The 23,365-nt window shown below is 66.2% G+C and carries 24 protein-coding genes; 9 read left to right on the top strand and 15 right to left on the bottom strand.

All coding sequences use genetic code 11. The features are described from left to right. The first annotated feature begins 89 nt into the window (after nucleotides 1-89). Entirely contained in the window at nucleotides 90-1,106 is a 1,017-nt protein-coding gene (locus RhoFasB10_RS11800; RefSeq protein ID WP_068429813.1) for a DUF5914 domain-containing protein, read from the top strand. A 13-nt stretch (nucleotides 1,107-1,119) separates the two neighbouring features. On the opposite strand, the gene RhoFasB10_RS11795 is transcribed toward RhoFasB10_RS11800, so the two are convergent. From RhoFasB10_RS11795 to RhoFasB10_RS11775, 5 genes are read right to left on the bottom strand one after another with little or no spacing between them, the layout of a single operon-like run. Continuing rightward, a complete protein-coding gene (locus RhoFasB10_RS11795) occupies nucleotides 1,120-2,607 on the bottom strand; it encodes an FAD-dependent oxidoreductase (protein WP_068429811.1) in 1,488 nt (495 codons plus the stop codon). Further along, on the bottom strand, nucleotides 2,604-3,338 hold the full coding sequence (locus RhoFasB10_RS11790; RefSeq protein WP_068429808.1) for a class I SAM-dependent methyltransferase: 735 nt from the start codon (nucleotides 3,336-3,338) through the stop codon (nucleotides 2,604-2,606). Before RhoFasB10_RS11790 ends, RhoFasB10_RS11795 begins: the two co-directional genes overlap by 4 nt. Further along, the gene (locus RhoFasB10_RS11785; protein ID WP_167676502.1) at nucleotides 3,335-3,568 is read right to left on the bottom strand and encodes an RNA-binding S4 domain-containing protein; all 234 of its coding nucleotides are present in this window, start codon (nucleotides 3,566-3,568) and stop codon (nucleotides 3,335-3,337) included. Before RhoFasB10_RS11785 ends, RhoFasB10_RS11790 begins: the two co-directional genes overlap by 4 nt. Before the next feature lie 14 nt (nucleotides 3,569-3,582). Next, the gene (locus RhoFasB10_RS11780) at nucleotides 3,583-5,766 is read right to left on the bottom strand and encodes a heavy metal translocating P-type ATPase (RefSeq protein ID WP_068429803.1); all 2,184 of its coding nucleotides are present in this window, start codon (nucleotides 5,764-5,766) and stop codon (nucleotides 3,583-3,585) included. A 16-nt stretch (nucleotides 5,767-5,782) separates the two neighbouring features. Next, nucleotides 5,783-5,920 carry a hypothetical protein gene (locus RhoFasB10_RS11775; RefSeq protein WP_167674330.1) on the bottom strand — a complete coding sequence of 46 codons (138 nt, stop codon included), beginning with the start codon at nucleotides 5,918-5,920 and terminating at the stop codon, nucleotides 5,783-5,785. 154 nt (nucleotides 5,921-6,074) lie between these two features. On the opposite strand from RhoFasB10_RS11775, the gene RhoFasB10_RS11770 reads away from it, so the two are divergent. The 5 genes from RhoFasB10_RS11770 (at nucleotide 6,075) to RhoFasB10_RS11750 (ending at nucleotide 9,421) form a co-directional block, all read left to right on the top strand. Then, on the top strand, nucleotides 6,075-7,757 hold the full coding sequence (locus RhoFasB10_RS11770) for a cutinase family protein (RefSeq protein WP_068429802.1): 1,683 nt from the start codon (nucleotides 6,075-6,077) through the stop codon (nucleotides 7,755-7,757). A 124-nt stretch (nucleotides 7,758-7,881) separates the two neighbouring features. Next, the gene (locus RhoFasB10_RS11765) at nucleotides 7,882-8,268 is read left to right on the top strand and encodes a helix-turn-helix transcriptional regulator (RefSeq protein ID WP_068430095.1); all 387 of its coding nucleotides are present in this window, start codon (nucleotides 7,882-7,884) and stop codon (nucleotides 8,266-8,268) included. 19 nt (nucleotides 8,269-8,287) lie between these two features. Continuing rightward, on the top strand, nucleotides 8,288-8,695 hold the full coding sequence (locus tag RhoFasB10_RS11760; RefSeq protein WP_068430092.1) for a VOC family protein: 408 nt from the start codon (nucleotides 8,288-8,290) through the stop codon (nucleotides 8,693-8,695). Between the two features lie 40 nt (nucleotides 8,696-8,735). Further along, complete coding sequence (locus RhoFasB10_RS11755; RefSeq protein ID WP_068429801.1) at nucleotides 8,736-9,035, top strand: helix-turn-helix domain-containing protein; 300 nt, start codon at nucleotides 8,736-8,738, stop codon at nucleotides 9,033-9,035. Next, nucleotides 9,032-9,421, top strand: coding sequence for a VOC family protein (locus RhoFasB10_RS11750; protein ID WP_167676500.1), 390 nt, complete (start codon nucleotides 9,032-9,034; stop codon nucleotides 9,419-9,421). Before RhoFasB10_RS11755 ends, RhoFasB10_RS11750 begins: the two co-directional genes overlap by 4 nt. 18 nt (nucleotides 9,422-9,439) lie before the next feature. Here RhoFasB10_RS11750 and dmpG read toward each other — a convergent pair whose 3' ends face one another. Genes dmpG through RhoFasB10_RS11735 form a run of 3 tightly spaced genes read right to left on the bottom strand, consistent with a single transcriptional unit; the run spans nucleotide 9,440 to nucleotide 12,256 of the window. Further along, nucleotides 9,440-10,498, bottom strand: a complete 1,059-nt coding sequence (gene dmpG, locus RhoFasB10_RS11745) for a 4-hydroxy-2-oxovalerate aldolase (protein ID WP_068429798.1) — start codon at nucleotides 10,496-10,498, stop codon at nucleotides 9,440-9,442. Then, entirely contained in the window at nucleotides 10,495-11,442 is a 948-nt protein-coding gene (locus RhoFasB10_RS11740; protein ID WP_068429795.1) for an acetaldehyde dehydrogenase (acetylating), read from the bottom strand. Before RhoFasB10_RS11740 ends, dmpG begins: the two co-directional genes overlap by 4 nt. Before the next feature lie 4 nt (nucleotides 11,443-11,446). Then, complete coding sequence (locus RhoFasB10_RS11735; protein ID WP_068430089.1) at nucleotides 11,447-12,256, bottom strand: fumarylacetoacetate hydrolase family protein; 810 nt, start codon at nucleotides 12,254-12,256, stop codon at nucleotides 11,447-11,449. A gap of 137 nt (nucleotides 12,257-12,393) precedes the next feature. Here RhoFasB10_RS11735 and RhoFasB10_RS11730 point away from each other — a divergent pair, with 137 nt between their 5' ends. Genes RhoFasB10_RS11730 through RhoFasB10_RS11720 form a run of 3 tightly spaced genes read left to right on the top strand, consistent with a single transcriptional unit; the run spans nucleotide 12,394 to nucleotide 17,271 of the window. Beyond that, the gene (locus RhoFasB10_RS11730) at nucleotides 12,394-14,739 is read left to right on the top strand and encodes a CoA transferase (protein ID WP_167676499.1); all 2,346 of its coding nucleotides are present in this window, start codon (nucleotides 12,394-12,396) and stop codon (nucleotides 14,737-14,739) included. Between the two features lie 29 nt (nucleotides 14,740-14,768). Beyond that, nucleotides 14,769-15,731, top strand: coding sequence for a zinc-binding dehydrogenase (locus tag RhoFasB10_RS11725; protein ID WP_068429791.1), 963 nt, complete (start codon nucleotides 14,769-14,771; stop codon nucleotides 15,729-15,731). Between the two features lie 16 nt (nucleotides 15,732-15,747). Then, nucleotides 15,748-17,271, top strand: coding sequence for an AMP-binding protein (locus RhoFasB10_RS11720; protein ID WP_254303599.1), 1,524 nt, complete (start codon nucleotides 15,748-15,750; stop codon nucleotides 17,269-17,271). Here the strand turns inward: RhoFasB10_RS11720 and RhoFasB10_RS11715 are convergent. The 7 genes from RhoFasB10_RS11715 to RhoFasB10_RS11685 all read right to left on the bottom strand — a co-directional run bounded on the left by RhoFasB10_RS11715 (nucleotide 17,252) and on the right by RhoFasB10_RS11685 (nucleotide 23,178). After that, nucleotides 17,252-18,160: an IclR family transcriptional regulator gene (locus RhoFasB10_RS11715; RefSeq protein WP_068429786.1), complete on the bottom strand. Its 909-nt coding sequence runs from the start codon at nucleotides 18,158-18,160 to the stop codon at nucleotides 17,252-17,254. The two genes, RhoFasB10_RS11720 and RhoFasB10_RS11715, sit on opposite strands and share 20 nt — an antisense overlap. A 137-nt stretch (nucleotides 18,161-18,297) precedes the next feature. Then, on the bottom strand, nucleotides 18,298-18,627 hold the full coding sequence (fdxA, locus tag RhoFasB10_RS11710; RefSeq protein WP_068429785.1) for a ferredoxin: 330 nt from the start codon (nucleotides 18,625-18,627) through the stop codon (nucleotides 18,298-18,300). 4 nt (nucleotides 18,628-18,631) lie between these two features. Continuing rightward, nucleotides 18,632-19,621 (bottom strand): NAD(P)/FAD-dependent oxidoreductase, encoded by a 990-nt coding sequence (locus RhoFasB10_RS11705; protein ID WP_068429782.1) that lies wholly within the window; start codon nucleotides 19,619-19,621, stop codon nucleotides 18,632-18,634. A gap of 155 nt (nucleotides 19,622-19,776) precedes the next feature. Then, nucleotides 19,777-20,565 (bottom strand): class II aldolase/adducin family protein, encoded by a 789-nt coding sequence (locus RhoFasB10_RS11700; RefSeq protein ID WP_068429779.1) that lies wholly within the window; start codon nucleotides 20,563-20,565, stop codon nucleotides 19,777-19,779. After that, nucleotides 20,562-21,395, bottom strand: a complete 834-nt coding sequence (locus RhoFasB10_RS11695; protein WP_068429778.1) for an ABC transporter permease — start codon at nucleotides 21,393-21,395, stop codon at nucleotides 20,562-20,564. Before RhoFasB10_RS11695 ends, RhoFasB10_RS11700 begins: the two co-directional genes overlap by 4 nt. After that, nucleotides 21,392-22,198, bottom strand: a complete 807-nt coding sequence (locus RhoFasB10_RS11690; RefSeq protein WP_068429777.1) for an ABC transporter ATP-binding protein — start codon at nucleotides 22,196-22,198, stop codon at nucleotides 21,392-21,394. Before RhoFasB10_RS11690 ends, RhoFasB10_RS11695 begins: the two co-directional genes overlap by 4 nt. Beyond that, nucleotides 22,195-23,178 carry an ABC transporter substrate-binding protein gene (locus RhoFasB10_RS11685; protein ID WP_068429775.1) on the bottom strand — a complete coding sequence of 328 codons (984 nt, stop codon included), beginning with the start codon at nucleotides 23,176-23,178 and terminating at the stop codon, nucleotides 22,195-22,197. The genes RhoFasB10_RS11690 and RhoFasB10_RS11685 overlap by 4 nt, the downstream gene beginning before the upstream one ends. Nucleotides 23,179-23,365: the final 187 nt, after the last annotated feature.

The following is a 23,365-nucleotide window of genomic DNA, read 5'->3' as shown; positions in this document are numbered from 1 at the left end:
CACCCCCACCGCGCACCTTCCAGCACACGCGCACGTTGCAACCCGCGCACTCGCTGCAACCTGCGCGGAACCCGCCTACCCTGTTGATCATGGTGTCGCTCGAAGCGCTACGCAGCCGCTGGCCGAAGAAGATCCCCCTGCAACCGCTTCCGACCGAGTCGTGGGCGAAGCAGGAGCCCACCTGGAAGGGCGCGAACCCGCAGGTCATCGAGTCTGCGCTCAAGCGCGCGAAGACCAGGCCGACGGGCAACTGGTTCGTCTTCGCCGCGAGCCGCGACATCGGCACGAAGGAACCGTTCGGCCGCGACATCGCCGGCATCGAACTCGTTGCCTGGCGGGACGACACGGGCGGCATCCACATCGCACCCGGATCGTGCCCGCACCTCGGCGCGCCGCTCGACAAGGCCAAGATCGAGTGCGACACCCTCATCTGCCTGTGGCACGGCATGCCGCTCGGCCCCAAGGGTCGCCCCGGCTGGCGACCGTTTCCCGCGTTCGACGACGGCGTTCTCGTGTGGGTCCGCCTCGACGACCTGGGCGGCGAGGAGCCGACGGACGTCCCCATTGTCCCGATCCGCCCCGCCGCGTCGACGAGCATCGACGCCGTCATCACCCTGACGGGTATCTGCGAAACCGACGACGTCATCGCCAACCGTCTCGATCCGTGGCACGGCGCCTGGTTCCACCCGTACTCGTTCGCGCGACTGAAGGTCGTCGACGCGCCCCGCGACATCGACGTCCCCGAGGAGGACGACCGATTCCTCGTCGACGTCACCTTTCGCGTCAGCCGGGGCATCGGCGTCCCGGTGCGGGCGGAGTTCGTCTGCCCGGGTCCACGCACGATCATCATGCGCATCCTCGAAGGCGAGGGCGTGGGAAGCGTCGTCGAAACCCATGCGACGCCACTCGGCCCCGGCCCGGACGGTAAGCCGCGCACGGCGGTCATCGAGGCCACCATCGCGAGCTCGGACCGCAAGGGCTTCAAGATTGCCCGACGCGTCTCGCCCGTGTTGCGTCCGGCGATGAACTTCACCGCCGCCCGGTTGTGGAAGGACGACCTCGACTACGCCGAGCGTCGGTACCACCTCAGGTCGAAGGGGCGCTGACCCAGCCGAACCCTCAGAGCTGACGCAAGGACGCCAAGGCGTCGAACACCCGGTAGCGCCCCCGCACCGGGACGGTCAGGATGTCGTGCCCCGCGATACCCCAGCCGGACAACAGTGTGTTCGCCGCCGAAAGACCCGTCGTCGCTGCACGTTCCATCAGCGCGACGGGCAGGTCGATGCGAATCCCGTCGCCCGCCAACACGAGTCCCGGCTCCGGCGTGCGCACGGTGGGTCTGCCAGCAAAAGCTCCCAGACCGAAGAGCGGGCAATCATCTCGCCATTCCGTGCGCGAGTCCACCACCGTCGCCAAGGCCGTTTCCGGATAGATCTCATGCATCCGCGCCATCAGCTGCTCACGCGTGACGTCCTCGGATTCCGTTGCGGCATAGGCGTGCAACTCGACGACCGAACCGCCCGTGCGCCCAGCCCATTCGGCAGCCTCGTCCTCGAACCTCTCGAGCACACTGATGTTGTCGATCGGCGGCATTCCGCCGGTGCCGATGAACGCGGGTCGGTCCGCGTTCACGGGCTTGTCCAGCCACACGCGGTGCACCAGGAACGGCGGCGTGTTCTGCAGCCCTGCCACCTGCGAGCGCCACGCGGCAGTCCCCAGAGAACCGGTCAACTTCTGCAGGCCACCGATATCCGTCGCCAACACCACCGCGTCGAACTTCTCACCGTCGACGTCGAAGCCCCGCGAGATCTCCTTCACCGCCGCACCCAATCGGATGTCGACGCCGAGGCCGGTCAGATACTCGCCCAACGGTTCCCACAGCGACTGCGGGTACGGCCCGACCGGCACGTCGAACACCAACCCCTCGGACGAGCCGAGGAAGTACAGGTGGAACATCATCGCCAGTTCGGCCGCCGACATCTCTTCCGGGTCGGCGAAGAAGCTGCGCGAGAACACACCGAACGCAAGGTGACGGGCCGGCTCGGGAAAGTTGATGCGCCGCAGGAACTCCGCGGCGGGCACCTCGTCGAGCTGCTCGTAGATCCCGGGGACACTGACCGTCATCAACGGAAGCGCCGCAACAGCGTTGAGCGAGAACAGGTCTCGCAACCGGAACGTCGGACTCCGACCGACGAACGCGAACGCATTCAACCCCGGTGTCGACGGCAATCCCTTGAATCCGTCCACGCGGCCGGAGTCGTCGATCAGCGGGTAATCCTCCACCTCGTGCAACCGGGACAGGTCAGGATCGGTCCGCCGCAACAGGTTCCGGAGGTTGTAGTACTGGCGGAAGAACGCGTGGAACCCGCGGCTCATCGTCGCAGGCGACCCGTCGTCCAGAACAGTCGACCAACCGCCGACCCGGCCACCCAGGTACGACTCCTTCTCGAACACCGTGACGGAGACGCCGCGTTCCGCCAGCGCTGTTGCCGCCGACAACCCGGCGATACCGCCGCCGATCACCGCGACGCGCGGCACCGACGCCAACGACGCAGCAGACGGATATCCGTCCGGCCCTTCGTGTACGACGCGTCTGCGGTCGTTCATACGATCTCCGACGGCCGCGCCCCGAGGAACGTGTGTACGACGCCGTTCTGCCATCCGGTCATCGTCTCGGTGCCGAGGCCGGTGAACCCGGCGCGCTGCATGCGCCGCGTGAATTCGGTTGCGCCGTCGAACGTCACGACACTGCGCCACAGATGCTTGTACAGCGTGGCATCCCGAGTCGCGAGATACCCCAGCGGAATGATCACCGCCCAGCACACCAGCGACCACAACGCCTGCGCACGACGGGAATCGCGCACCGAGTACTCGTGGAACGCGATCGATGCACCCGGTTTCAGCAAGGACCACAACGACTTCAGCTCCGTGTCCGGGTCGTCGACGTTCCGGATCAGGTATGCGGCGAGGATACCGTCGAACGGCCCGTCGACCCCGTTCTCGTGCAGGTCTTCCACCCGCGAGTGCACGAACGTGACGTTGGGTGGCCACTGCTTGCTCCGCGCGACTTCGAGCATCTCCGACGACGCATCGGCCGCGACGATCGTGGCGTGCGGCGCAGCCTTCAACAGCGCCGCCGTGGATGCGCCTGTGCCACAGCCGATGTCGAGCAAGGTAAGCCCGTCGCCCAGCCCGGGCAGCCGTAGTCGCTCGGCGGACTTGGCGAGGTGCTCGTGATATCCGGGGTTGGCGCCGACGAGCCTGTCGTACGCCCGCGCGCCGACGTCGAACGCGCCTGGAACTTGCTCTCTGGGTAGACCGCGCTCGCCGACGCTCACCAGCCGCCACCGTTCACGACGCGGGCGGAAGGCCCACCGTCGATGGAGACGACATCTCCTTGATGAAGCTGCCTGCCGCGTCGCACATCGACTTCCCCGTTGACGCTGACCAGGCCGTCGGCGATGATTTCCTTCGCCTCGGACCCGGACTCGATGAGATTCGTGAGCTTCAGGAATTGCCCGAGCCGGATCGACTCGTCACGGATAGGGACATCTACTGCGTCGGCCATTCCTCCATCTTGTACTACGAGGCAGAAAATCTCCGCAAACGCAGACTGTTACTGACCACGAACACCGAAGAGAAGGCCATCGCCGCCCCCGCGAGCATCGGATTCAGCAGGCCCGCTGCCGCGAGCGGAATCGCCGCGACGTTGTACGCGAACGCCCAGAACAGGTTGCCCTTGATGGTCGTCAACGTGCGCCGCGACAACCGAATGGCGTCGCCGACGGCCCGTAGATCCCCACGCACGAGCGTCAAGTCGCTCGCTTCGATCGCGACGTCGGTGCCCGTCCCCATCGACAGGCCGAGATCGGCCGTGGCCAAGGCGGCCGCGTCGTTGACGCCGTCGCCGACCATCGCGACGACCTTGCCCTCGGACTGAAGCCGAGCAACCGCGTCGACCTTTCCTTCCGGCATGACGCCCGCGATGACGTGGTCGATTCCGACCTCGGCGGCGATCTTCTTCGCCGCCGCTTCGTTGTCGCCGGTCAGCATGACGGGCGTCAGGCCGAGTTCACGTAGTTCGGCGACGGCCTGTGTCGACGTGGGTTTGATCGCGTCGGCGACGACGAGAACGCCGCGTGCCGTGCCGTCCCACCCGATCGCGACCGCGGTACGGCCGTCGTGTTCGGCGTCGGCCATCGCCATCTCGAGCTCCGGTGGGAGCGGCTGAGCCCACTCCGTCAGCAGCGCAGCACGTCCCAGCACGACGGCTCGGCCGTCGACGATTCCGGTGACTCCCGCGCCCGCCACGTTCGAGAACTCGTCGACGGGCCACTTGTCCTCGGCCGCATCGGCTATCGCACGCGCGATCGGATGTTCGGAGCCCGCCTCGATCGAACCGGCAACGCGCAGAACCTCGTCGGCATCCTCGCCAGGCGCGGCATGGACGGCGAGCAGCGTCATGACGCCGGTGGTGACGGTTCCGGTCTTGTCGAGCACGACGGTGTCGATGCGACGCGTCGACTCGAGCATCTCGGGTCCCTTGATCAGAATGCCGAGCTGCGCGGCCCGTCCGGTGCCGACCATCAAGGCCGTCGGCGTCGCCAACCCCAGTGCGCACGGGCACGCGATGATGAGTACCGCCACCGCGGCCGTGAAGGCAGCGGCGACGGAACCGCCTGTGCCGAGCCAGAACCCGAGCGTTCCCACCGAGATGGCGATGACGATCGGCACGAAGACACCGGAGATGCGGTCGGCGAGCTTCTGCGCCTGCGCTTTTCCGGTCTGTGCGTCCTCGACGAGCTTGGCCATCTGCGCGAGCTGGGTGTCCGATCCGATCCGCGTCGCCCGCACGACGAGCTTGCCGCCGACGTTGACCGTCGCACCGACCACGGTGTCGCCCACGGCTACCTCGACGGGCACGGATTCACCGGTGAGCATCGACGCGTCGACCGCGGACGCACCGGAATCGACGACGCCGTCCGTCGCGATCTTCTCGCCGGGTCGCACGAGGAACAGGTCTCCGACGGCGAGATCGGCCACGGGAACCTGATGTTCGACGCCGTCGCGCAGCACCGTCACGTCCTTGGCGCCGAGGTCGAGCAACGCCCGCAGCGCCGCCCCGGCCCGACGCTTGGACCGCGACTCGAAGTAGCGACCCGCAAGAATGAACGTCGTGACGCCTGCCGCGGCCTCGAAGTAGATGTTCGACGACCCGTCCATTCGCGCGATCGTCAGCTCGAACGGGTGCTTCATGCCCGGCGTGCCTGCGGTTCCGAAGAACAGCGCGTACACCGACCAGCCGAGCGCGGCGAGCGTGCCCATCGAGACGAGCGTGTCCATCGTCGACGTGCCGTGCCGCAGATTGGTCCACGCAGCCTTGTGGAACGGCCACGCACCCCACACGACGACGGGTGCAGCCAAGGTCAGCGACAACCACTGCCAGTTCGTGAACTGCAGCGCAGGCACCATCGCCATCGCGATCACCGGGACCGACAGAACCGCCGAGACCAGCAATCGCTGTTTCAGCGGATCCGTTTCCGGAGCCTCTTCGGGTTCCGCGGCCGGGAGCGTCGCGGTGTACCCCGCGGCCTCGACGGCCTTGATCAGGTCCTCGGCGGGGACGCCGTCACTCGTGACGCGCGCCTTCTCGGTGGCGTAGTTGACCGTCGCGGTGACGCCGTCGAGTTTGTTGAGTTTGCGTTCGATCCGATTGGCGCACGAAGCACACGTCATGCCGCCCAGAACCAACTCGACCTGGGTCATTCCTCCCGCCGTTCTTTCACTGGCCATCGACTACCTGCGCATGTTCGTGCTGAGCCGGAGCTTCTCCGACCGGTCCGACGGCGGTACCGAGTGCGTATGTTGCGAAGAACACCAATGTAATTCCGACTACGTACCCCGCGAGCTTCACCGTCATGTTCATCACTCCGTTCTACCATACCCCCCTAGGGTATGGGTCCACGAAGTTCCCGACGCCCTGTAACGCGAATGACAGGAGAGACGAATTCCGTGTAGCCCGCCCGCGCCGCACGCCCCTCGGATGCAGCGCGACGAACTGATTGGGATGGAACATGGGTATTCGCTCGCCTCGCAAGACCCGACGGCTGATCACCAGCGCCGTCGCCTTCGTGTCCCTGGGAGCCCTGGCCGTCGGTGCAGCGGTTCTCACCACCGACACGCTGTCGTCGTCCGATGCCGAGGTAGAACTCGCGTCGACCGCGACCTGCTACGACATGGTCAGCATCGCGATCGGTGGACGCGGCGACACTCCGAGCAACAGCGCGACGAAATTTCTGACGACGCCCGACGGCACCGCCCTCCCGGCCGCGCTCGCAGGCGATTTCGAGAGCGATTGGATCGACCAGATGGTCGGCGCTCCGAACGACGCCGTGAAGCAGGGTTCGTACGCAGCCGTGTACATCGATTACCCGGCTAACCTCGCCACCTACGAGACCGCCGTCGACACCGGTGTCCAGAACGCCCAGACCGTCATGAAGGCCATCGTCGCCTCCTGCCCGAAGACGCGCTTCGCGATCGTCGGCTACAGCGAGGGCGCCGACGTCACCCGTCGTACCGCGATGGAGATCGGCAACCAGGTCGCCGACGACAACGGCAAGTACGGCATCGTGGACCCGTCGCAGGTCGTCGGCGTCGTGATTCTGGCCGACGCGGGGCGCGAGGACGGCGACAATCCGTTCCCCGGCTCGAAGACCGGCACCAACCCGGACAACTTCGACACCAAGTACCAGAACAACGCGTCGGGCCCCGCAGGCGCGGGCGCGCTGCCGGGCACGGCAGGCAGCTTCGGAGCACTCGATGGCAAGGTCGCGTCGTTCTGCTCGCAGAAGGACCTGACCTGCGCGATGCCGCAGAACACGTCGCTGCTGCACCTGGCCGCCAACGTCGGCCGTCAGCTCGACGTCGACGCCATCCAGCGCGACAACACGGTCACCCCTGCCACCGGCGCCGACATGGCCATGGTCATCGGACGCATCGCCGGGCTCGCCTTCATGGACATCGCGTCGCAGGACAACTGGCTCGCCGGTGACGAGACCTTCCTCCAGGTTCTGATCAAGGTCTCCGAGCCCGGGTACACACCTCCGGACCCGACTACCAAGGTATCCGCGAAGACGGACACCGAGGAAGGAACGGACCCGGACGAGGCGCCGTTGCCCGCAGACAAGGCCGTCAACCTGGCCTACCTACCGTCGAAGATCGTCAAGGAGATCGTCGGCCTCATCGGATCGAACACCGACACCGTGCCCGTGCTGATGAACGATCCGTACGGTCAGACGCTCGGCCCCGGCTCGGGAGCGCACTTCGACTACTGGCGTGACGCGGACGCGTCGAACGGACGCCCGCTGACGTCGGCACAGTACGCCGCGGCGTGGCTGACCCAGCTCGCCAAGGATGCCGAGGCGGGCAAGCCGATCAAGTCGGCCGAGGTTCAGCAGAAGGCTCTCCTGGTCGCGCAGTCGGCAACCCCGGCTCCGACGACGACATCCGCTGCACCGGTCGCGTCCGGCGCCTCGGTTCAGCCTGTCGCACCGGCCGCGCCTGCCCCTCTCGCAGCAGTTCCTGCTGCTCCCGCCGAGGTCGCTCCCGCCGCCCCGGTCGAGGGTGCCCCGGCTCCTGGTCTCCCCGTCGAGAGCGCTCCGGCCGTTGTCACGGAGACCCCGGCCGCCCCGTCGACGACGGAAGCACCGGTCACCACATCGGTCGCACCGACCACGACGGCGACGCCGACACCCTGACGGTCGCACCCCTCGGCCCCCAATCCGTACTCGGGTTGGGGGCCGATCTGCGCTCCGGGCGTGGAACGATGCGGGGGTGACACCGGAACGTGCGGAAGAACAGCGCTTGCGCGACATCACCGCCATGCGACGCGTTCGCGACCGGATCGACCGCGAGTACGCGAAACCTCTCGACGTCGACGCACTCGCGCGCGGTGCGCACATGTCCGCCGGTCATCTGAGTCGCGAATTCCGCCGCGTCTACGGCGAATCCCCGTACTCGTACCTGATGACGCGACGGATCGAGCGGGCGATGACGCTGCTGAGGCGCGGGGACATGAGTGTCACCGAGATCTGCTTCGCCGTCGGCTCGTCGTCGCTCGGCACGTTCAGTACCCGGTTCACGGAGCTGGTCGGCGTGCCGCCGAGCGTCTATCGACGCGACCACTCACAGCACGGCGAGGGCATTCCGCCGTGCCTGGCCAAACAGGTGACGAGACCGGTCAGGAATCGAGAAGCGCGGCAGCAGTAGCCCCTTTAGCGTGATGGACATGAACATCACCATTCACTACGCGTTCCTCCCGCACACCGATGCCGACGCGGCACTGGGCTTCTACCGCGACACACTGGGTTTCGAGGTCCGCAAGGACGTCGGCTACGAAGACATGCGGTGGATCACCGTCGGGCCCGTCGGACAGCCGGGCACCTCGATCGTGCTTCACCCGCCTGCCGTCGACCCCGGAATCACCGACGACGAGCGTCGCACCATTCTCGACCTCATCGCCAAGGGTTCGTACGGCGCCGTGACGCTGGCCACCGACGACCTGGACGGTCTTTTCGAGCGTCTGCAGGCGGCGGGGGCGGACGTACTGCAGGAACCGATCGATCAGGACTACGGCGTGCGCGACTGCGCCTTCCGCGATCCCGCGGGCAACCTGATTCGCGTCAACCAGCTCTGATGCGTTGACAGGCAAGTCATCGCTTGCCTATGGTGAGGGCGTGACCGAACAGCCGGACGACTCCGAACTGTTCAAGGCGCTCGCAGACCCGACTCGCCGAATCATCCTCGACGAGCTGGTGGAGCGCGACGGTCAGACATTGTTCGAACTGTGCACGAGATTGATCATGAATCACGGCAATTCGTCGTCGCGGCAAGCAGTTTCGCAGCATCTCGACGTCCTGGCCTCGGCGCAGCTGGTCCGCGCCGAGCGTCAGGGCCGCTACAAGTTCCTCTATGTCGACACACGCCCACTCGCCCGGATCCAGCAACGCTGGCCCATCGCTCAGGAGTTCACGTGAAGATCTACATCTCGTCCCTGTTCGTCCCCGACCAGGACAAGGCACTCGAGTTCTACACCACGACACTGGGTTTCGTCGTCAAGCACGAGATCCCGCTCGGTGAGCACAAATGGCTCACCATCGTCAGCGCCGAGAATCCGGACGGGCCGGAAGTGTCCCTCGAGCCCGACGTGCACCCGGCCCTGAAGCCGTTCAAGACCGCGTTGATGGAAGACGGCATTCCGGCGACGTCGTTCATGGTCGACGACGTGAACGCCGAGTACGAGCGGCTCACGAAGCTCGGCGTCGTGTTCACGCAGCAGCCCACCGAGATGGGCTCGATGACCCTCGCGACGTTCGACGACACCTGCGGCAATCTGATCCAGATCGTCAGCGGCGCAGAGTAGGCGCGAGGGCATCGGCGGTCAGGATCGGACGCGTCGCTCCGACGACAGATCCAAGGCGATGTCGGCGATCAGATCCTCCTGACCTCCCACGAGTCCCCGCTCACCGACAGCGAGCAGAATCGAGCGCGTGTCCAATCCGTACTGCGCGGCAGCGGATTCGGCGTGCCGGAGGAAGCTCGAGTAGACGCCCGCATAGCCCAGGGTGAGCGTCTCGCGATCGACCTGCACCGGTCGATCCTGAAGAGGACGCACGATGTCGTCGGCCGCATCCTGCAACCCGAACAGGTCGCAGCTGTGCTTCCACCCGTACAGATCTGCGACGGCCACGAACGGCTCGAGCGGGCAGTTACCGGCGCCTGCGCCGTGCCCGGCCAGCGACGCGTCGACACGCGTCACGCCTTCCTCCACGGCCACAACGGAATTGGCCACGGACAACGACAGGTTCTGGTGAGCGTGAATTCCGATCTGCGTCTCGGGATCGAGCACGTCCCGATAGGCGCGCACGCGGTCGCGCACCCCATCCATGGTCAGACGCCCACCCGAGTCGGTGACGTAGACGCACTGGGCGCCGTAGGACTCCATCTTCTTCGCCTGCTCCGCGAGAAGAGCCGGCTCCGCGAGATGGGACATCATCAGGAACCCGGAGACGTCCATGCCGAGTTCTCGTGCCGTCGAAATATGCTGCGCGGACACGTCCGCCTCGGTGCAATGGGTCGCGACGCGGACCGACGTCACTCCCATCTCGAACGCCCGCTTCAGCTCCTTGACCGTCCCGACACCGGGAAGCAACAGCGTCGTGAGCCGGGCCCGATGAACCTGTGCCGCAGCAGCTTCGATCCATTCCCAGTCGGTGTTGCTGCCGGGGCCGTACGTGAGGCTGTGGCCTGCAAGGCCGTCCCCGTGCGTCACCTCGATGGCGTCGACGCCTGCACGGTCCAGCGCGCCCGCGATTCGCCCCACGTTCTCGGGGCTGATGCGATGCCGCAACGCGTGCATACCGTCGCGCAGCGTCACGTCCTGGATGTACAACGCCGCGCCGTCGGGCACGGTCGAACGGTTGTCGGTCGAGATGCTCATCGTGCTGCCACCTTTGCCCTGTCGCCCGCGATCGTCTCCGCGACCTGCAGTGCCGCCGACGTCATGATGTCGAGATTTCCCGCGTATGCCGGGAGGTAGTGTGCAGCCCCCTCGACCTCGAGAAAGACCGAGACCTTCCACAGCCCTGGGCCCTTGTCGACGCCACCGGTCAGCGTGGTCATCGAGTCGCCGTCGTCCACACGAGTGAACTGCACGTCCTGCTTGAGGCGATATCCCGGTACGTAGGCCGACACGGTGTCGATCATGTCGAGGATCGACCGGCGGATCGCATCCTGGTCCGGATCGGACACCAGTGCCAGGACGGTGTCTCGCATGATGAGAGGCGGATCTGCCGGGTTCAACACGATGATGGCCTTGCCGTGTGCCGCACCGCCCACCTGTTCGATCGCGGCGGCCGTCGTCTCGGTGAACTCGTCGATGTTGGCCCGCGTACCGGGACCTGCGGATTTCGACGCGATCGACGCGACGATCTCCGCGTAGTGGACCGGGGTGACGGACGAGATCGCTGCCACGACGGGGATGGTCGCCTGTCCGCCGCACGTCACCATGTTGACCACCGGCGCGTCGAGGTGTTCGTCCAGGTTGACCGCGGGGACGACGAACGGGCCGATCGCGGCGGGCGTCAGGTCGATCAGGCGTTTGCCGTACGGACGCAACGCCTCCTCGTTCGCCTTGTGGGCGGCAGCCGACGTGGAGTCGAAGACGATCTCGATGTCGTCGAAGTCCGGGTGTTCGATCAGACCCTGTACGCCGGTGGCGACGGTGTCGATGCCCATCCGGGCGGCGCGGGCGAGGCCGTCGGATGCCGGGTCGATTCCGACGAGGACGGCGATCTCGACGTTCTTCGCGATCCGCTTCAATTTGATGACCAGATCGGTTCCGATGTTTCCGGAACCGATGACTGCGGCCTTCGTGGTGGCCATGGTGCTACCTGTCCTCTTCCGGTCGATGCGTGAATGTGGCTGTGGCGGTGCCGATTCCCGAGATCGTCGTCGTGTACGTGCTTCCCGGTGCGACGGGGACCATCGGGCCGAGCGCTCCGGTCAGCACGATGTCGCCTGCGCGGAGCGGGGCACCGAACTCGATGCAGGTGTTCGCCAACCACACCAGTGCGTTCCACGGACTGCCCAAGCAGTCCGAACCACGACCGGTGGACACCTCGACTCCGTCCGCGGTCAGCGTCATCGCGACCGAGGCGAGATCTGGTGCATCGACACGTGGCACCGAATCGCCGAGCACGAACAGGCCGGACGACGCGTTGTCCGCCACCGTGTCGGCCAGCGAGATGTCCCAGTCTGCAATTCGGCTGTCGACGATCTCGAAGGCCGCGAACACGGTCGAGACCACATCGGGCGCCCGTTCTGCGGTCAACTCTTCGGTGACGTCGACATCGAGGATCACGGCGATCTCCGCCTCGATCTTCGGTTGCAGAACACGGGTGATGTCGAGCGGGCCCGCTCCCGTGCAGTCCATGTCGTCGAGCAACACTCCGAAATCGGGTCGGTCGACGCCGAGTTGACGCTGGACGGCGGGCGACGTCAACCCGATCTTGCGACCCACGACAGTCCGCCCCGACGCGAGCAGCGCATCGATGTTGCGTGACTGAATCCGGTACGCGGACGCGATGTCGTCGCGGCCGATGAGATCACGCACCGGTGAACACGGCTGCCTGGTGCGCGCCGCTGCGGCGAGACGATCCGCGGCTTCGCCGATCGTGTGTGGCTCCAACGTTGTCATGAGGCACAGAGTAGGAACGGCGACGGTCACTGCATACGAGATCGGTCCGGTCAGCGGTCCCGCACCGTTCGCACGACAACCGATGCGCATCTAGTGTCGACGACATCCAGCAACCGCGACGATCGGAGAGATCCACCTTGAGTGACAACGACATCCGAGTTGTCGAGCTGTCGGGGCCCTTCGTGCGGTCCGCCGGGCGGATGCTGGTCGGAATCGGCTGCGACGTCGTACTCGTCGAGCCACCGGAGGGTGACGATACGCGTCGCGACCTCGGCGGGTGCACGTTCGCGCACTGGCACGCGGGTAAGCGATCGGTCGTCGTCGAGACGGGCACCGCGAGCGGGTCGACGTCACTGACCACTCTGCTGCAGTGGGCCGACATCGTGCTCGACGGAAGGCAGCCCGGCGCAACGCCTTTGCCCGACGTCGACGGTCTCGTCCGCGTCCGCGTCACCCCGTTCGGCAGCGACGGCGTCCACAGTGGTTGGGAGGGAACGGATCTGACCGTCGCCGCACGCGGCGGCGCCATGGCACAGGTCGGGGATCCGGACGGACCCCCGTTGCTTTTGCCCGAGGGTCAAGCCGAACAACTCGCCGGCGTCAACGCTGCCATCGGCGCTCTGCTCGGCCTGTCGGCCCGACGTCGCGGACACGGCGGGCAGGACATCGACATCTCGGCACAGGAATGCGTCGCGGCGGCGCTCGAAGCAGGAACGCTGGCGTACCTGCACGAAGACCGAGTTCCACCGCGTCCGGGCCGTGTGCATCCTCTCGTGCCGCACGGCTTGTTCGACGCCGCGGACGGACACCTCGGAGGAGGCCTAGGCGGCAGCCCGCGCATGTGGGACAACCTCGTCGCATGGCTCACCGAGATGGGTGTGGAGGAGGATCTGGGCGATCCGAAGTGGGCCGACGCCCGCACCCGAAAGTCGGGGCAGCAGCACATCTTCGACGTCCTGAACCGCATTCTCTCGTCGTGGACGAAGGAAGAGTTCGCCGCCGCGGCCCAGGACCACCGACTGCCGTGGGCGGCCGTGGACAGGCCGGACGAAACGATCCGCAACCCTCAACTCAACGATCGCGACTTCTTCGTCGATCTGGAACGTGAGACGGGAACCGTGCGCGACCTCGGCTTCGGCTTCGCGTTCCCCGAGGGCCGTCGGCCGACGCGTCTGGACGTGCAGGCGCTGGGAGCGGATCAACAGCTGCTGACGTCGTTGCCCGATGTACGGCTCCCCGCCCACAGCAGCGAACAGGCCGGTCCGCTCGCGCTGTCCGGGATACGCGTGCTCGATCTGACCTGGGTTCTCGCGGGTCCGTACTGCACGCGCATTCTGGCCGACCACGGCGCGGAGGTGATCAAGGTCGAGTCGCTCGGACGACCGGACCCGACGCGCTTCGCCCCGTTCATGCACCTGTCGCGGGACGGCGGCGACGACCCGAACACCAGCGGCTACTTCAACGACGTCAACCGCAACAAACGCAGCATCACACTCGACACCAGATCGCCGGAAGGGCTTGCGGTCCTGCGGGATCTGATCGCCACGTGCGACGTCGTCGTCGAGAACTTCAGTTCGTCGGTGATGGAACGGATGGGCCTCGGTTACGCCGAACTCGACAGCATTCGCCCGGGTATCGTCTACACCTCCATGTCCGGCATGGGCCATACCGGACCTCGCAAGGACTGGGTCTCGTACGCCGACATCGTCTCTGCCAGCAGCGGTCTCACGGCCCTGACCGGCTGGTCCGTCGACGACGTCGTCGGAGTCATCTACGGCCACGGTGACATCGTCGCCGGGTTGCAGGCGGCGTTGGCGACGCTCGCGGCTCTCGAACATCGCAGCCGCACCGGCCGCGGGCAACACATCGACCTCTCGCAACTCGAAGCGATGGCGTCGCACATGGGTACGTCGGTCGTCAGCGCCAACGGCGCGGGCATCACTCCGACCCCGATCGGCAACGCGCACAGACTGTATGCGCCGCACGGGGTGTATCGATGCCTCGGCGCCGACTCGTGGTGCGCCGTGGCGGTACGCGATCATGCCGAGTGGGCGGCCCTGTGCCGTGTCGTGGGCCGAACCGACTGGGTCGACGACCCCCTTCTGCAGACGGCCGATGCTCGACGCGCCCGAGACAAGGACATACGCGATGCCGTGGAGGCCTGGACCCGCGTACGTCCGGTCGCAGTGGTTCAGGACGCGCTGCAGCAGGCGGGCGTGCCCGCGGGCGCGGTGCAGAACGGCAGGGATCTCGTGGAACACGATGTGCACCTGCGTGATCGACAGTTCTACGTCCCCGTCGACCATCCCGTGGCGGGCACCTTCCTGCACGAGGGAACGCCCATCCGTATGTCGTCCACCAGGGGCGGTGTTCGTCGCCCCGCCCCCGTTCTCGGATCCGACACCGACGACGTGTTGAGCACGATCCTCGGCTACACGCCCGACCAGATCGCATCCCTACGGTCCGCACAGACACTGCGCTGACCACCCCGCACACTATTTCAGGAGGCCACATGCGCGCCGCGCTACTGCACACCTACGGCGAGAGCCCCGTCGTCGAGGACATCGATGTACCGGTGCGGGAACCGGGTCGTTCCCTCGTTCGGGTCGACGCGGCCGCCCTCGGCCATCTCGACCTCACCGTCGCCAGCGGCACGTTCGGGGTCAAGCCCACGCTGCCGCACATCGGCGGCACGGACGGGTCCGGCACCGTGGTGGAGTCCGACACCTTGCCCATCGGCTCACGAGTCCTCGTGCGCGGCAAAGGGATCGGACTGTTCAAGAACGGCTGCTGGGCCGACTACGTCGTCGTCGACGACCGCGCTCTCACTCCGGTGAACGCCGAGCTCGATCCAGCCGTCGCCGCGACCTTCTTCCTGCCGAGCACCACCGGATACGTATCGGTCAACGACGTGGCTCGGGTCGCGCCGGGTGAACGCGTCGTCGTCTCCGGCGCGTCCGGCGCCGTCGGCGCGATGGCCGCACAGTTCGCGCTGCTGGCCGGAGCGGCCGAGGTCATCGGGGTCGTACCGCGCGAGGACCAGGTCGAGTTGGTGCCCGCAGGCGTACGGCCGGTGGTGGGGCGCGGGGACACGTTGCTCGAGGCGCTCGGATCGGAGCCCGTCGCCGACGTATTGATCGACACCCTGGGCGGCGACGTACTCGCGCCGCTACTGCGGACGGTGGTGCCGGGTGGTCGGGCCGCGCTGATCGGCTACACCCTGGGTACGGAACTGACCGTCGATCTGCCGAACTGGTTGCTCAGCGACGTGTCGCTGCTTCCGGTCAACATGATGCGCAAGACCGATCGACAGGCCGAACTCGCACCTGTCATGATCGACCGACTGCTGTCCGGTGATCTGGTCCTGACCGTCCAGCGATTCGATCTGGAAGACATCGCCGACGCTCTGATCGCACTGCGGGAAGGCAAAGTGGCCGGCCGGGCAGTGGTCGTTCCCGGGCTCCGGAATCGCTGAACCCTTGGATCGACGCGTGAGAACCATACCGGCGCTGATCGCGGCGCGCGCTGCCGAGCGTCCCGACGCATCGGCGCTTCGCGGGTCCGGTACGACGCGCTCGTACGGACTCCTCGCGGAGCGCGTCGCGTCGATGGGCGGCGCCTTACTGGATCACGGCGTGGTGCAGGGTGATTCGGTCCTCGTGCTGTCGTCGAACCGCATCGAGATGGTCGAGGCCATGCTGGGGTGCGTCTGGATCGGCGCAGTAGCCGTTCCCGTCAACCCCGAGTTGCGAGGCGACGGGTTGACCTTCGTCCTCGCAGCCTCGGGGGCACGCCACGTGTTCACCGAACCCGTCCATACGCAGCGGATTCGATCCGCCGGTTTCCGAGGGGCCCTGTGGGAGTTCGGTTCCGACGCGCCCTCACCCGAGACCGGCCGATCGGTTCCCGCCGCGGACGTCGATTCGCTCGACACCGCCATGGTGCTGTTCACGTCGGGAACCACCGGACCTCCCAAGGGCGTGCGGTGTCCACACGCGCAGTTCGTGTACTGGGGACTCGGTGTCGGTGACGCGCTCGCGGTGACACAGGACGACGTGCTGTACAACTGCTTGCCGTTCTTCCACACCAACGCGATCAACGCCATGTTCCAGGCCTTCGTCGCGGGTGCGACGTTCGTTCTGGGACAACGGTTCTCCGCCCGTGCCCATTGGGCCGACGTCGCCGACGCGCAGGCGACGGTGACCTATCTCCTCGGCGCGATGGTCGCCATGTTGTCGTCGCTACCGCCATCCGAGGCCGACCGCGCACATTCCGTCACCCGATCGCTCGCGCCGGCGACGCCGCCGCACCTGTACACCCTGTTCCGGGAACGGTTCGGCGTGGACCTGATCGACGGGTTCGGATCGACGGAAACCAATCTCGTGCTCGGAAACGACTGGGCGACAGCCCGCCCGGGCTACCTGGGCACCGTACGTCCCGGATACGACGCGGTCGTGCTCGACGCCGACAACGCTGTCGCCGACGGCAATCCGGGCGAACTGGTCGTGCGTACTCACCTGCCCGGCGCCTTCGCGACCGGGTATCTGGGCGAGCCGATTCCCGCGACGGACTCCTGGCGTCGTACCGGCGACAGGGTCGTCCGTGAACCCGACGGCTGGTTCCGCTTCGTGGACCGCATCAAGGACGTCATTCGTCGACGAGGAGAGAACGTGTCGTCCGTCGAGGTCGAAACGGTTCTCGGCCGGCATCCGGCCGTCGCACAGGTGGTGGCGTTTCCTGTCCCGTCGTCGCTGGCCGAGGACGACATCATGGTGGCCGTCGTTCCTCGGACCGGGCACGTCGTCGATCCGCTCGACCTGCTGCGCCGGTCGGAACCGCATCTGCCGTACTTCGCACTGCCCCGTTACGTCGACGTCGTGGACGAGCTGCCACTGACCGACACGGGCAAGGTGCGGAAAGCCGAATTGTCCGGCCGTGGGGTCGGACCGAACACCTGGGATGCCGAACGCTACGGGTACGTACCGACGCGGGTGGTCACCGACCGCACCCGTTGAACGAGCACACCGTCGGGTGGCACGTCGACTCGCGATTCGCGAGGCCGTCGGGTCGGTGGCACTTCATCGCCTGCAGCGTGCGGGAGATCCCCATGCCCGCGGTGCGCAGTGCACCGGTGACGCGACTGACGTTCAACCGAGAGGTCGGTGCCGTCACCGACAGCGCGCCTGCCAGGACGTCGTGGCCGCTGAACACCGGCACCGCGACACTCATGTACCCCAGCCGCGTCTCCTCGACCTCGACAGCGAGCTTGTCGCGTCGCATCCGCTCGAGTTGGTGCGCCAGTACCGACACCGACATCGTCGTACGTGCCGTCAGCGCGGTGAAGCCCTGGGCCGCGACCTCGTCGAACACCGAGCGAGGCGAGAAGGCCATGATGATCTTGCCGGTGGCCGTGCAGTACAGCGGCAATCGACCGGCGACGCGGGAGTTCTCGTTCAGTCCCCGGTGCCCGACGATCTTCTCGATGTAGAGAACGTCGAGGCCCTCGCGAACCGCGAAGTGCACGGTCTCCTGCGTGGCGAGCAGGAGATCCTCCATGTACGGCAGAGCGGCGTCGCGCAGGATCCGCTGCCGCGGTACGAGCTGACCGAGTTCGAAGAGCCGGAGGCCGAGTCGGTATTTCGTTCCCGCACGCTCGAGCAGTCCCCACTCGACCAGCTCACCCGCCAACCGATGCACACTCGCCTTCGCCACACCGCTGCGGCGGGTGAGCTCGGTCAAGGACAGATCGGCGTTCTCGCGGTCGAACGCGTCGAGGATGAGTCGCGCTTTCCCCAGGACGGACGCAAGATCCGCCGAAGGAGCAGACGGCGCGGACGGGCGTGCATCGATGCGCAGCAGCGGAGCCGACGAAGGACCTGGGGATGCGGGAACTGCGGAACTCATTCTTCACCTCGTGTTCGACTGTTGGCTTCCCCCGACAGAACGTTAAGGGTTTTCGGCCGGCTCGGTCACCGAAACGGGTTCATTGGGCGAACTGGACTCATGTTCGTTACATGCCGAGCCGTTTCGTCCGGTTCCGGTCAGGCTTCCTCGAATTCGTCGACGATGGGAGTGTCGACACCGATCGGCCCGATCTTCGCGGCACCGCCCGGCGTTCCGACCGGTTCGGATCTTCCGTCCAGCACCTCGAGGAAGAACCGCTTGTTGTCCTCGCGGAACTCCGGATCCGCCTTGCGGTCGACCGTGATGGCCTCGACCGGGCACGCCAATTCGCATGCCCCGCAATCGATGCACTCGGCCGGGTTGATGTACAGCTTGCGATTGCCCTCGTAGATGCAATCGACCGGGCATTCTTCCATGCACGATCGATCCATGTAATCGATGCACGCTTCTCCGATGACGAACGGCATGACGTCAGTTCTCCTGCTCTGTGGAATGACCCGGGAAGATTTCCGCGTCGGGGTCGAGGACGGCGGCCGCGTTGTTGACGGCGGTGGCGGCTTCACCGAAACCGACGGCGATCAGCCGCACCTTGCCGGGGTAGTCGGTGATGTCGCCCGCTGCGTACACGCGCGGGGCCGTGGTCTGCATTCGGGTGTCGACGAGTACGTGCCGGTTCTCGATCGCGATGCCCCAGTCGTTCAGCGGACCGAGGTCGGCGGTGAAGCCGAGAGCCGCGATGACCGACTGCGCCGACAGGGTGTCCTGGTGACCTGCCTTGTGCGCGATGTCGACCTCGGAGATCCACTCCTCACCGCGCACCGCCGAGACGTCGGCGTTGACGACGACCTGCACCGAGCTGTCGAACACCTTGGCCACCGATGCCTTGTGCGCACGGAACTTGTCACGCCGGTGCACGAGAGTCACCGATTTCGCGATCGGCTCCAGATGGGCTGCCCAGTCGAACGCGCTGTCACCACCGCCCACGATGACGACGTCGCGATCGGCATGCGCGGACAGGTCGGGCACGAAGTAGCTCAGCCCGCGACCGAGGAAACCGTGCCCCTTCGGCAGAGGCCGCGGCGTGAACGCGCCGATGCCACCGCAGATGACGACTGCACCCGCGAAGATGGTGCGGTCCTTGTCCGTCGAGATCGCAACGGATCCGTCCGGAAGGTGCCGCAGATTCGATGCGCGCTCGCCCAGTACGTATTCGGGTGAGTACGGAGCAGCCTGCGCCAGAAGGCCGTCGATCAGGTCGCGTCCTTTCACCGACGGGAACCCTGCGATGTCGAGGATGGCCTTCTCCGGGTACATCGCGCTGATCTGCCCGCCGGGCTCGTCCAGTGCGTCGAGTACGGCGACCCGCAGTCCGCGGAATCCGGCGTAGTACGCGGCATACAGCCCGGCCGGGCCGGCGCCGATGATCAGAATGTCGACCGACAGGTCCACCGATGAAGTCATGATCGAACCGTAAACACAGTGCGGCGCAGAGGAAATGGAAACGGTTCGCTCACCGGAACACTCCCGCCGGCCCGTGCAATCGGCGGTGCACGACGAAAACCGGGTACGCGCGACAAGTCGTCGCGCGTACCCGGTGCTTGAAGTGCAGAACGAAATCAGTGACCGAAGATGTCGGGCTCCTCGGCCGCGATCTTCTGGATGATGGTCGAGTAGGCGAACCACCCCACCTTCTCGGTCCCCACGGCGTCGTACGTCGTGGCCGCGATCTTGTCGTACAACACCACTGGCGTTCCCGCCGCACGTGCCGCGAGCTCCGCCTGCATCGAGCGTTCCATCGACACGTACCACCAGACGGCCGACTCGACGGATTCCCCGACCGTGAGGTGGCCGTGATTGGTCAGGATGACCGCCTTCTTCGAACCCAGTGCGGCCGCGATCCGTTCGCCCTCCTCGTCGTCGAGAACCACACCGTGGTACTCCTCGTACATCGAGTGATCGTCGTAGAAAGCGCACGCGTCCTGCGTGATCGGTGAAAGCAGTTGGTGCAGCGACGAGAACGCCTTGCCCTGCAGGCCGTGTGCGTGGACCGCGCCGATCACGTCCGGGCGTGCGTGGTGGATCTTGGAGTGGATGACGAAGGCCGCCCGGTTCAGTGGCCCGGAACCGGACAGAATCGTTCCGTCCGACCCGACGTGCAGTAGTTCTTCGGGTCGCACCTGCGAGAAGTGTCGACCGAACGGGGCCGTCCAGAAGGTTTCCGGGTCCTCTGGGTCACGGGCCGTGATGTGGCCCGAGATTCCCTCGTCCAGTCCGAAGCGAGACAGGATTCGGTAGCCTCCGACCACCGCGACCTTGCGGCGGTGACGTTCCTGCTCGACAGTCAGACCTGTTGGGGCGCCGGGGATTCCGGCCTTCTCTGCGATGGTGGCGGTGTCGTTCGTCATTTCACTCCGTACTTTCCGAGGAACCTGGTGGAGACCGTTCGGAGAATGCGGTCGAAGAGGAATCCCATGATTCCCAACGTGATGATTCCGACGAAGGTCCAGTCGATGCGTCCGTAGTTACGAGCCTGCCAGATCATCGAGCCGATACCGGCGTTGGCGGCGACGATCTCGGCCGAGACGATCGTCAGGAAGCTGTTTCCCATCGCCAGACGCGCACCGGTCACGATTCCCGGGACGGTCGACGGCAACACGACCGTCTTCATGATCTGGAAGCGACCGGCACCGAGATTGGCCGCTGCCTGCAGCTTGTTGTCGCTGATCGCGACGGTCGCCGCGATCGTACTGACGGTCACGATGAACACCGACGTGTAGAAGATCAGAACGATCTTGGACGTCTCACCGATGCCGAACCAGACGACGGCGAGTGTCACGAACGCGATCGGTGGGATGAATCGGAAGAATTCGATGTACGGGTCGAGGAGTTGTCGAACGATGTCGATGCGGCCCATGAGAATTCCGACGGGGGCTCCGACCACGACGCCGAGTGCCCAGCCGATGAGAATTCGTCCCGCCGACGCCTGGATCGAGCTCCACAGGACGCCGCTGTCGGACAGTTCCTTGGCAGCGGACACCACTGCCGTGGGCGACGCCATCGTGGTCGGCCCGTACCACCATGCAAGGAAGGACCACACGGCCAGTCCGAGCACGACGGACGCCGACCAGAGGGCTGCCGTGCGGAGGACCGATCCGCTCATGGAGCGCGCTCGGCTTGCCTTCCGACGGCTGGGTGCTGATGCGGTCGCGGGACGACCGGCGACGACTGCGGTCACAGCTCGTCCTCCTCGATTCCTTGATTTCTCAGTGAGGCAACGACTTCGGCACGGATGTCGTCGCGAAGACGTTCGTAGAGATCCGCCACGGCCGGGTTCTTCCGGTCACGTGGGCGGGGCGCGTCGACGGTGTAGACGCTCTTGATGCGTGCACTCGGCCCTGCGCTCATGACCACGACCCGATCGGCGAGCGTGATCGCCTCGTCGATGTCGTGGGTCACGAACACGACGGTGCAGCCGGTGTTCCGCCAGATCGTGTCGAGTTCGGTCTGCAGCACCTGACGCGTCTGCGCGTCGAGGGCTCCGAAAGGCTCGTCCATCAGGACCAGGCGCGGCTGGTTGGCGAGAACGCGAGCGATCTGCACACGTTGCTTCATGCCGCCGGACAGCTGGGTCGGGTACTTGGCGCCTGCGTGACGGAGACCGACCATGGCCAGGTACTCGGCGGCGATCCGGGCCTGTTCGGCCTTGTCGGCCCCGCGCATCCGCGGACCGTAGGCCACGTTCTGGCTCACGGTCATCCACTCGAACAGAGCTTCCGAGCTCTGGAAGACCATGCCGGCGTGCGTGTTGTTGCCCTCGACGCGGACGTCGTTGCAGACCACCTCACCCTCGGCGGTGTCGACGAAACCGGCGAGTGCCGACAGCAAGGTCGACTTGCCGCATCCACTCGGTCCGAGCAGACAGACGAACTCGCCCGGTTGGATGTCGAGATCGATTCCGGACACGACCTCCAGCTCGCCGAAACGAATGGCTACATCGCGTACGTGAACCGGGACTCCCTCGATGGTGCTCGCGGTCATGCCTGCCCTCCTTCGGACCAGTCGACGAGAATCGACGCGTTCAGATCCGGCTGCGCGTTCATCGCTCCCACCTTCAGATAGAAGTCGACGACCGACTGTGCGTCCTCGATGCTCTTCTCGGTGAGGTCCTCGACGACGAAGTCGATCTCGTCGATCGCGGTCAGCGTCTGCTGCTCGTCGGAGTTGACCGCGGCCATCGTCGCCGCGGTGGCGGCTGCAGGGTCGGCTTCGACCTTCTCGGTAGCCTCCTGCAGGACGTCGCGCACGGTGCGTGCGGTCTCCTCGTTCGCGCTCAGCCAGGAGTCCGTCGTGATCGCCCAGTGGTGGTAGAACCAGTCGTAGTCACCGGTGGTCGCCACGACCTTGCCCGTTCCCTGGTCGAGGGCCGCCGTCGGCCACGGCTCCCAGAGCACGTAGCCGTCGATGTCACCTCGGCTCAGCAGAGCGGGCATGTCGGTCGGTGTCGCGGTGATCTCCTCGATCGAATCCGCGGCGATGCCGTTGGCCTCGAGGTACTTGTCCGTCGAGATCTGGCTGAGCCCGGGAACGATGCCCAGCTTCCTGATGGCCTGCGGGGAATCGACCCGGTTACGCAGAACCACCTTGATGTACTCCCCCGAGGTCTCGTAGGAGTACATCGCACGCAGCCCCGGGTTCTGCTGCAGCTGCGCGATCGTGGTGGTGTCCGAGCTACCGGCCATCTGAACCTGCCCGGTCGACAGCGCATCGACCGCTTCGCCGCCGCGCCCGAACTGGACCAGTTCGACGTCGAGTCCGGCGGCGTCGAACATGCCTTCGTCCTTCGCGAGGAAGAACGGTGCGTAGGACGCGTCGATGCCGACCGCGATGCGGATGCTCCCTCCCGCCGAGGTGGATTCCGCTGCCTCGGTCGCGGGACGGCTGCAGGCTCCGAGAAACAGTGCGGCCAGCGTCGCCGTCGCGAGAACACTCGTCGTTCCGAGCTTGAATCGTTGTGCCATGGGCTGAAGCTTTCCTTTGTGTGATCTGCGTCGCATACGCGGGCTCATGTCCGAAAACGTAATTGCGGTAGTCGTGAGCGCCCACCAACTGGGTCCACCGTGCGGACCGGGACGAACAACTTACGGCGACGCAACGTCCGGCCACCGGGCCGGAACGAGGACGCAACGCGGGCGAAACATTCCCCGC

This window comes from Rhodococcus sp. B10, assembly GCF_011770055.1.
Lineage (GTDB): Bacteria > Actinomycetota > Actinomycetes > Mycobacteriales > Mycobacteriaceae > Rhodococcoides > Rhodococcoides kyotonensis_B.
Note: the sequence above shows the minus strand (reverse complement) of the source record. Positions and strands in the feature narration are given on the sequence as shown.

Coding starts and splice junctions, on each gene's coding strand:
- RhoFasB10_RS11725 (WP_068429791.1), top strand. CDS start 14,769: ATGCGCGCCGCGCTACTGCACACCTACGGCGAGAGCCCCGTCGTCGAG.
- RhoFasB10_RS11780 (WP_068429803.1), bottom strand. CDS start 5,766: ATGACCCAGGTCGAGTTGGTTCTGGGCGGCATGACGTGTGCTTCGTGC.
- RhoFasB10_RS11760 (WP_068430092.1), top strand. CDS start 8,288: ATGAACATCACCATTCACTACGCGTTCCTCCCGCACACCGATGCCGAC.
- fdxA (WP_068429785.1), bottom strand. CDS start 18,627: ATGCCGTTCGTCATCGGAGAAGCGTGCATCGATTACATGGATCGATCG.
- RhoFasB10_RS11785 (WP_167676502.1), bottom strand. CDS start 3,568: ATGGCCGACGCAGTAGATGTCCCTATCCGTGACGAGTCGATCCGGCTC.
- RhoFasB10_RS11765 (WP_068430095.1), top strand. CDS start 7,882: ATGCGACGCGTTCGCGACCGGATCGACCGCGAGTACGCGAAACCTCTC.
- RhoFasB10_RS11690 (WP_068429777.1), bottom strand. CDS start 22,198: ATGACCGCGAGCACCATCGAGGGAGTCCCGGTTCACGTACGCGATGTA.
- RhoFasB10_RS11775 (WP_167674330.1), bottom strand. CDS start 5,920: ATGACGGTGAAGCTCGCGGGGTACGTAGTCGGAATTACATTGGTGTTC.
- RhoFasB10_RS11685 (WP_068429775.1), bottom strand. CDS start 23,178: ATGGCACAACGATTCAAGCTCGGAACGACGAGTGTTCTCGCGACGGCG.
- RhoFasB10_RS11715 (WP_068429786.1), bottom strand. CDS start 18,160: ATGAGTTCCGCAGTTCCCGCATCCCCAGGTCCTTCGTCGGCTCCGCTG.
- RhoFasB10_RS11795 (WP_068429811.1), bottom strand. CDS start 2,607: ATGAACGACCGCAGACGCGTCGTACACGAAGGGCCGGACGGATATCCG.
- RhoFasB10_RS11740 (WP_068429795.1), bottom strand. CDS start 11,442: ATGGCCACCACGAAGGCCGCAGTCATCGGTTCCGGAAACATCGGAACC.
- RhoFasB10_RS11705 (WP_068429782.1), bottom strand. CDS start 19,621: ATGACTTCATCGGTGGACCTGTCGGTCGACATTCTGATCATCGGCGCC.
- RhoFasB10_RS11770 (WP_068429802.1), top strand. CDS start 6,075: ATGGGTATTCGCTCGCCTCGCAAGACCCGACGGCTGATCACCAGCGCC.
- RhoFasB10_RS11735 (WP_068430089.1), bottom strand. CDS start 12,256: ATGACAACGTTGGAGCCACACACGATCGGCGAAGCCGCGGATCGTCTC.
- RhoFasB10_RS11700 (WP_068429779.1), bottom strand. CDS start 20,565: ATGACGAACGACACCGCCACCATCGCAGAGAAGGCCGGAATCCCCGGC.
- dmpG (WP_068429798.1), bottom strand. CDS start 10,498: ATGAGCATCTCGACCGACAACCGTTCGACCGTGCCCGACGGCGCGGCG.
- RhoFasB10_RS11800 (WP_068429813.1), top strand. CDS start 90: ATGGTGTCGCTCGAAGCGCTACGCAGCCGCTGGCCGAAGAAGATCCCC.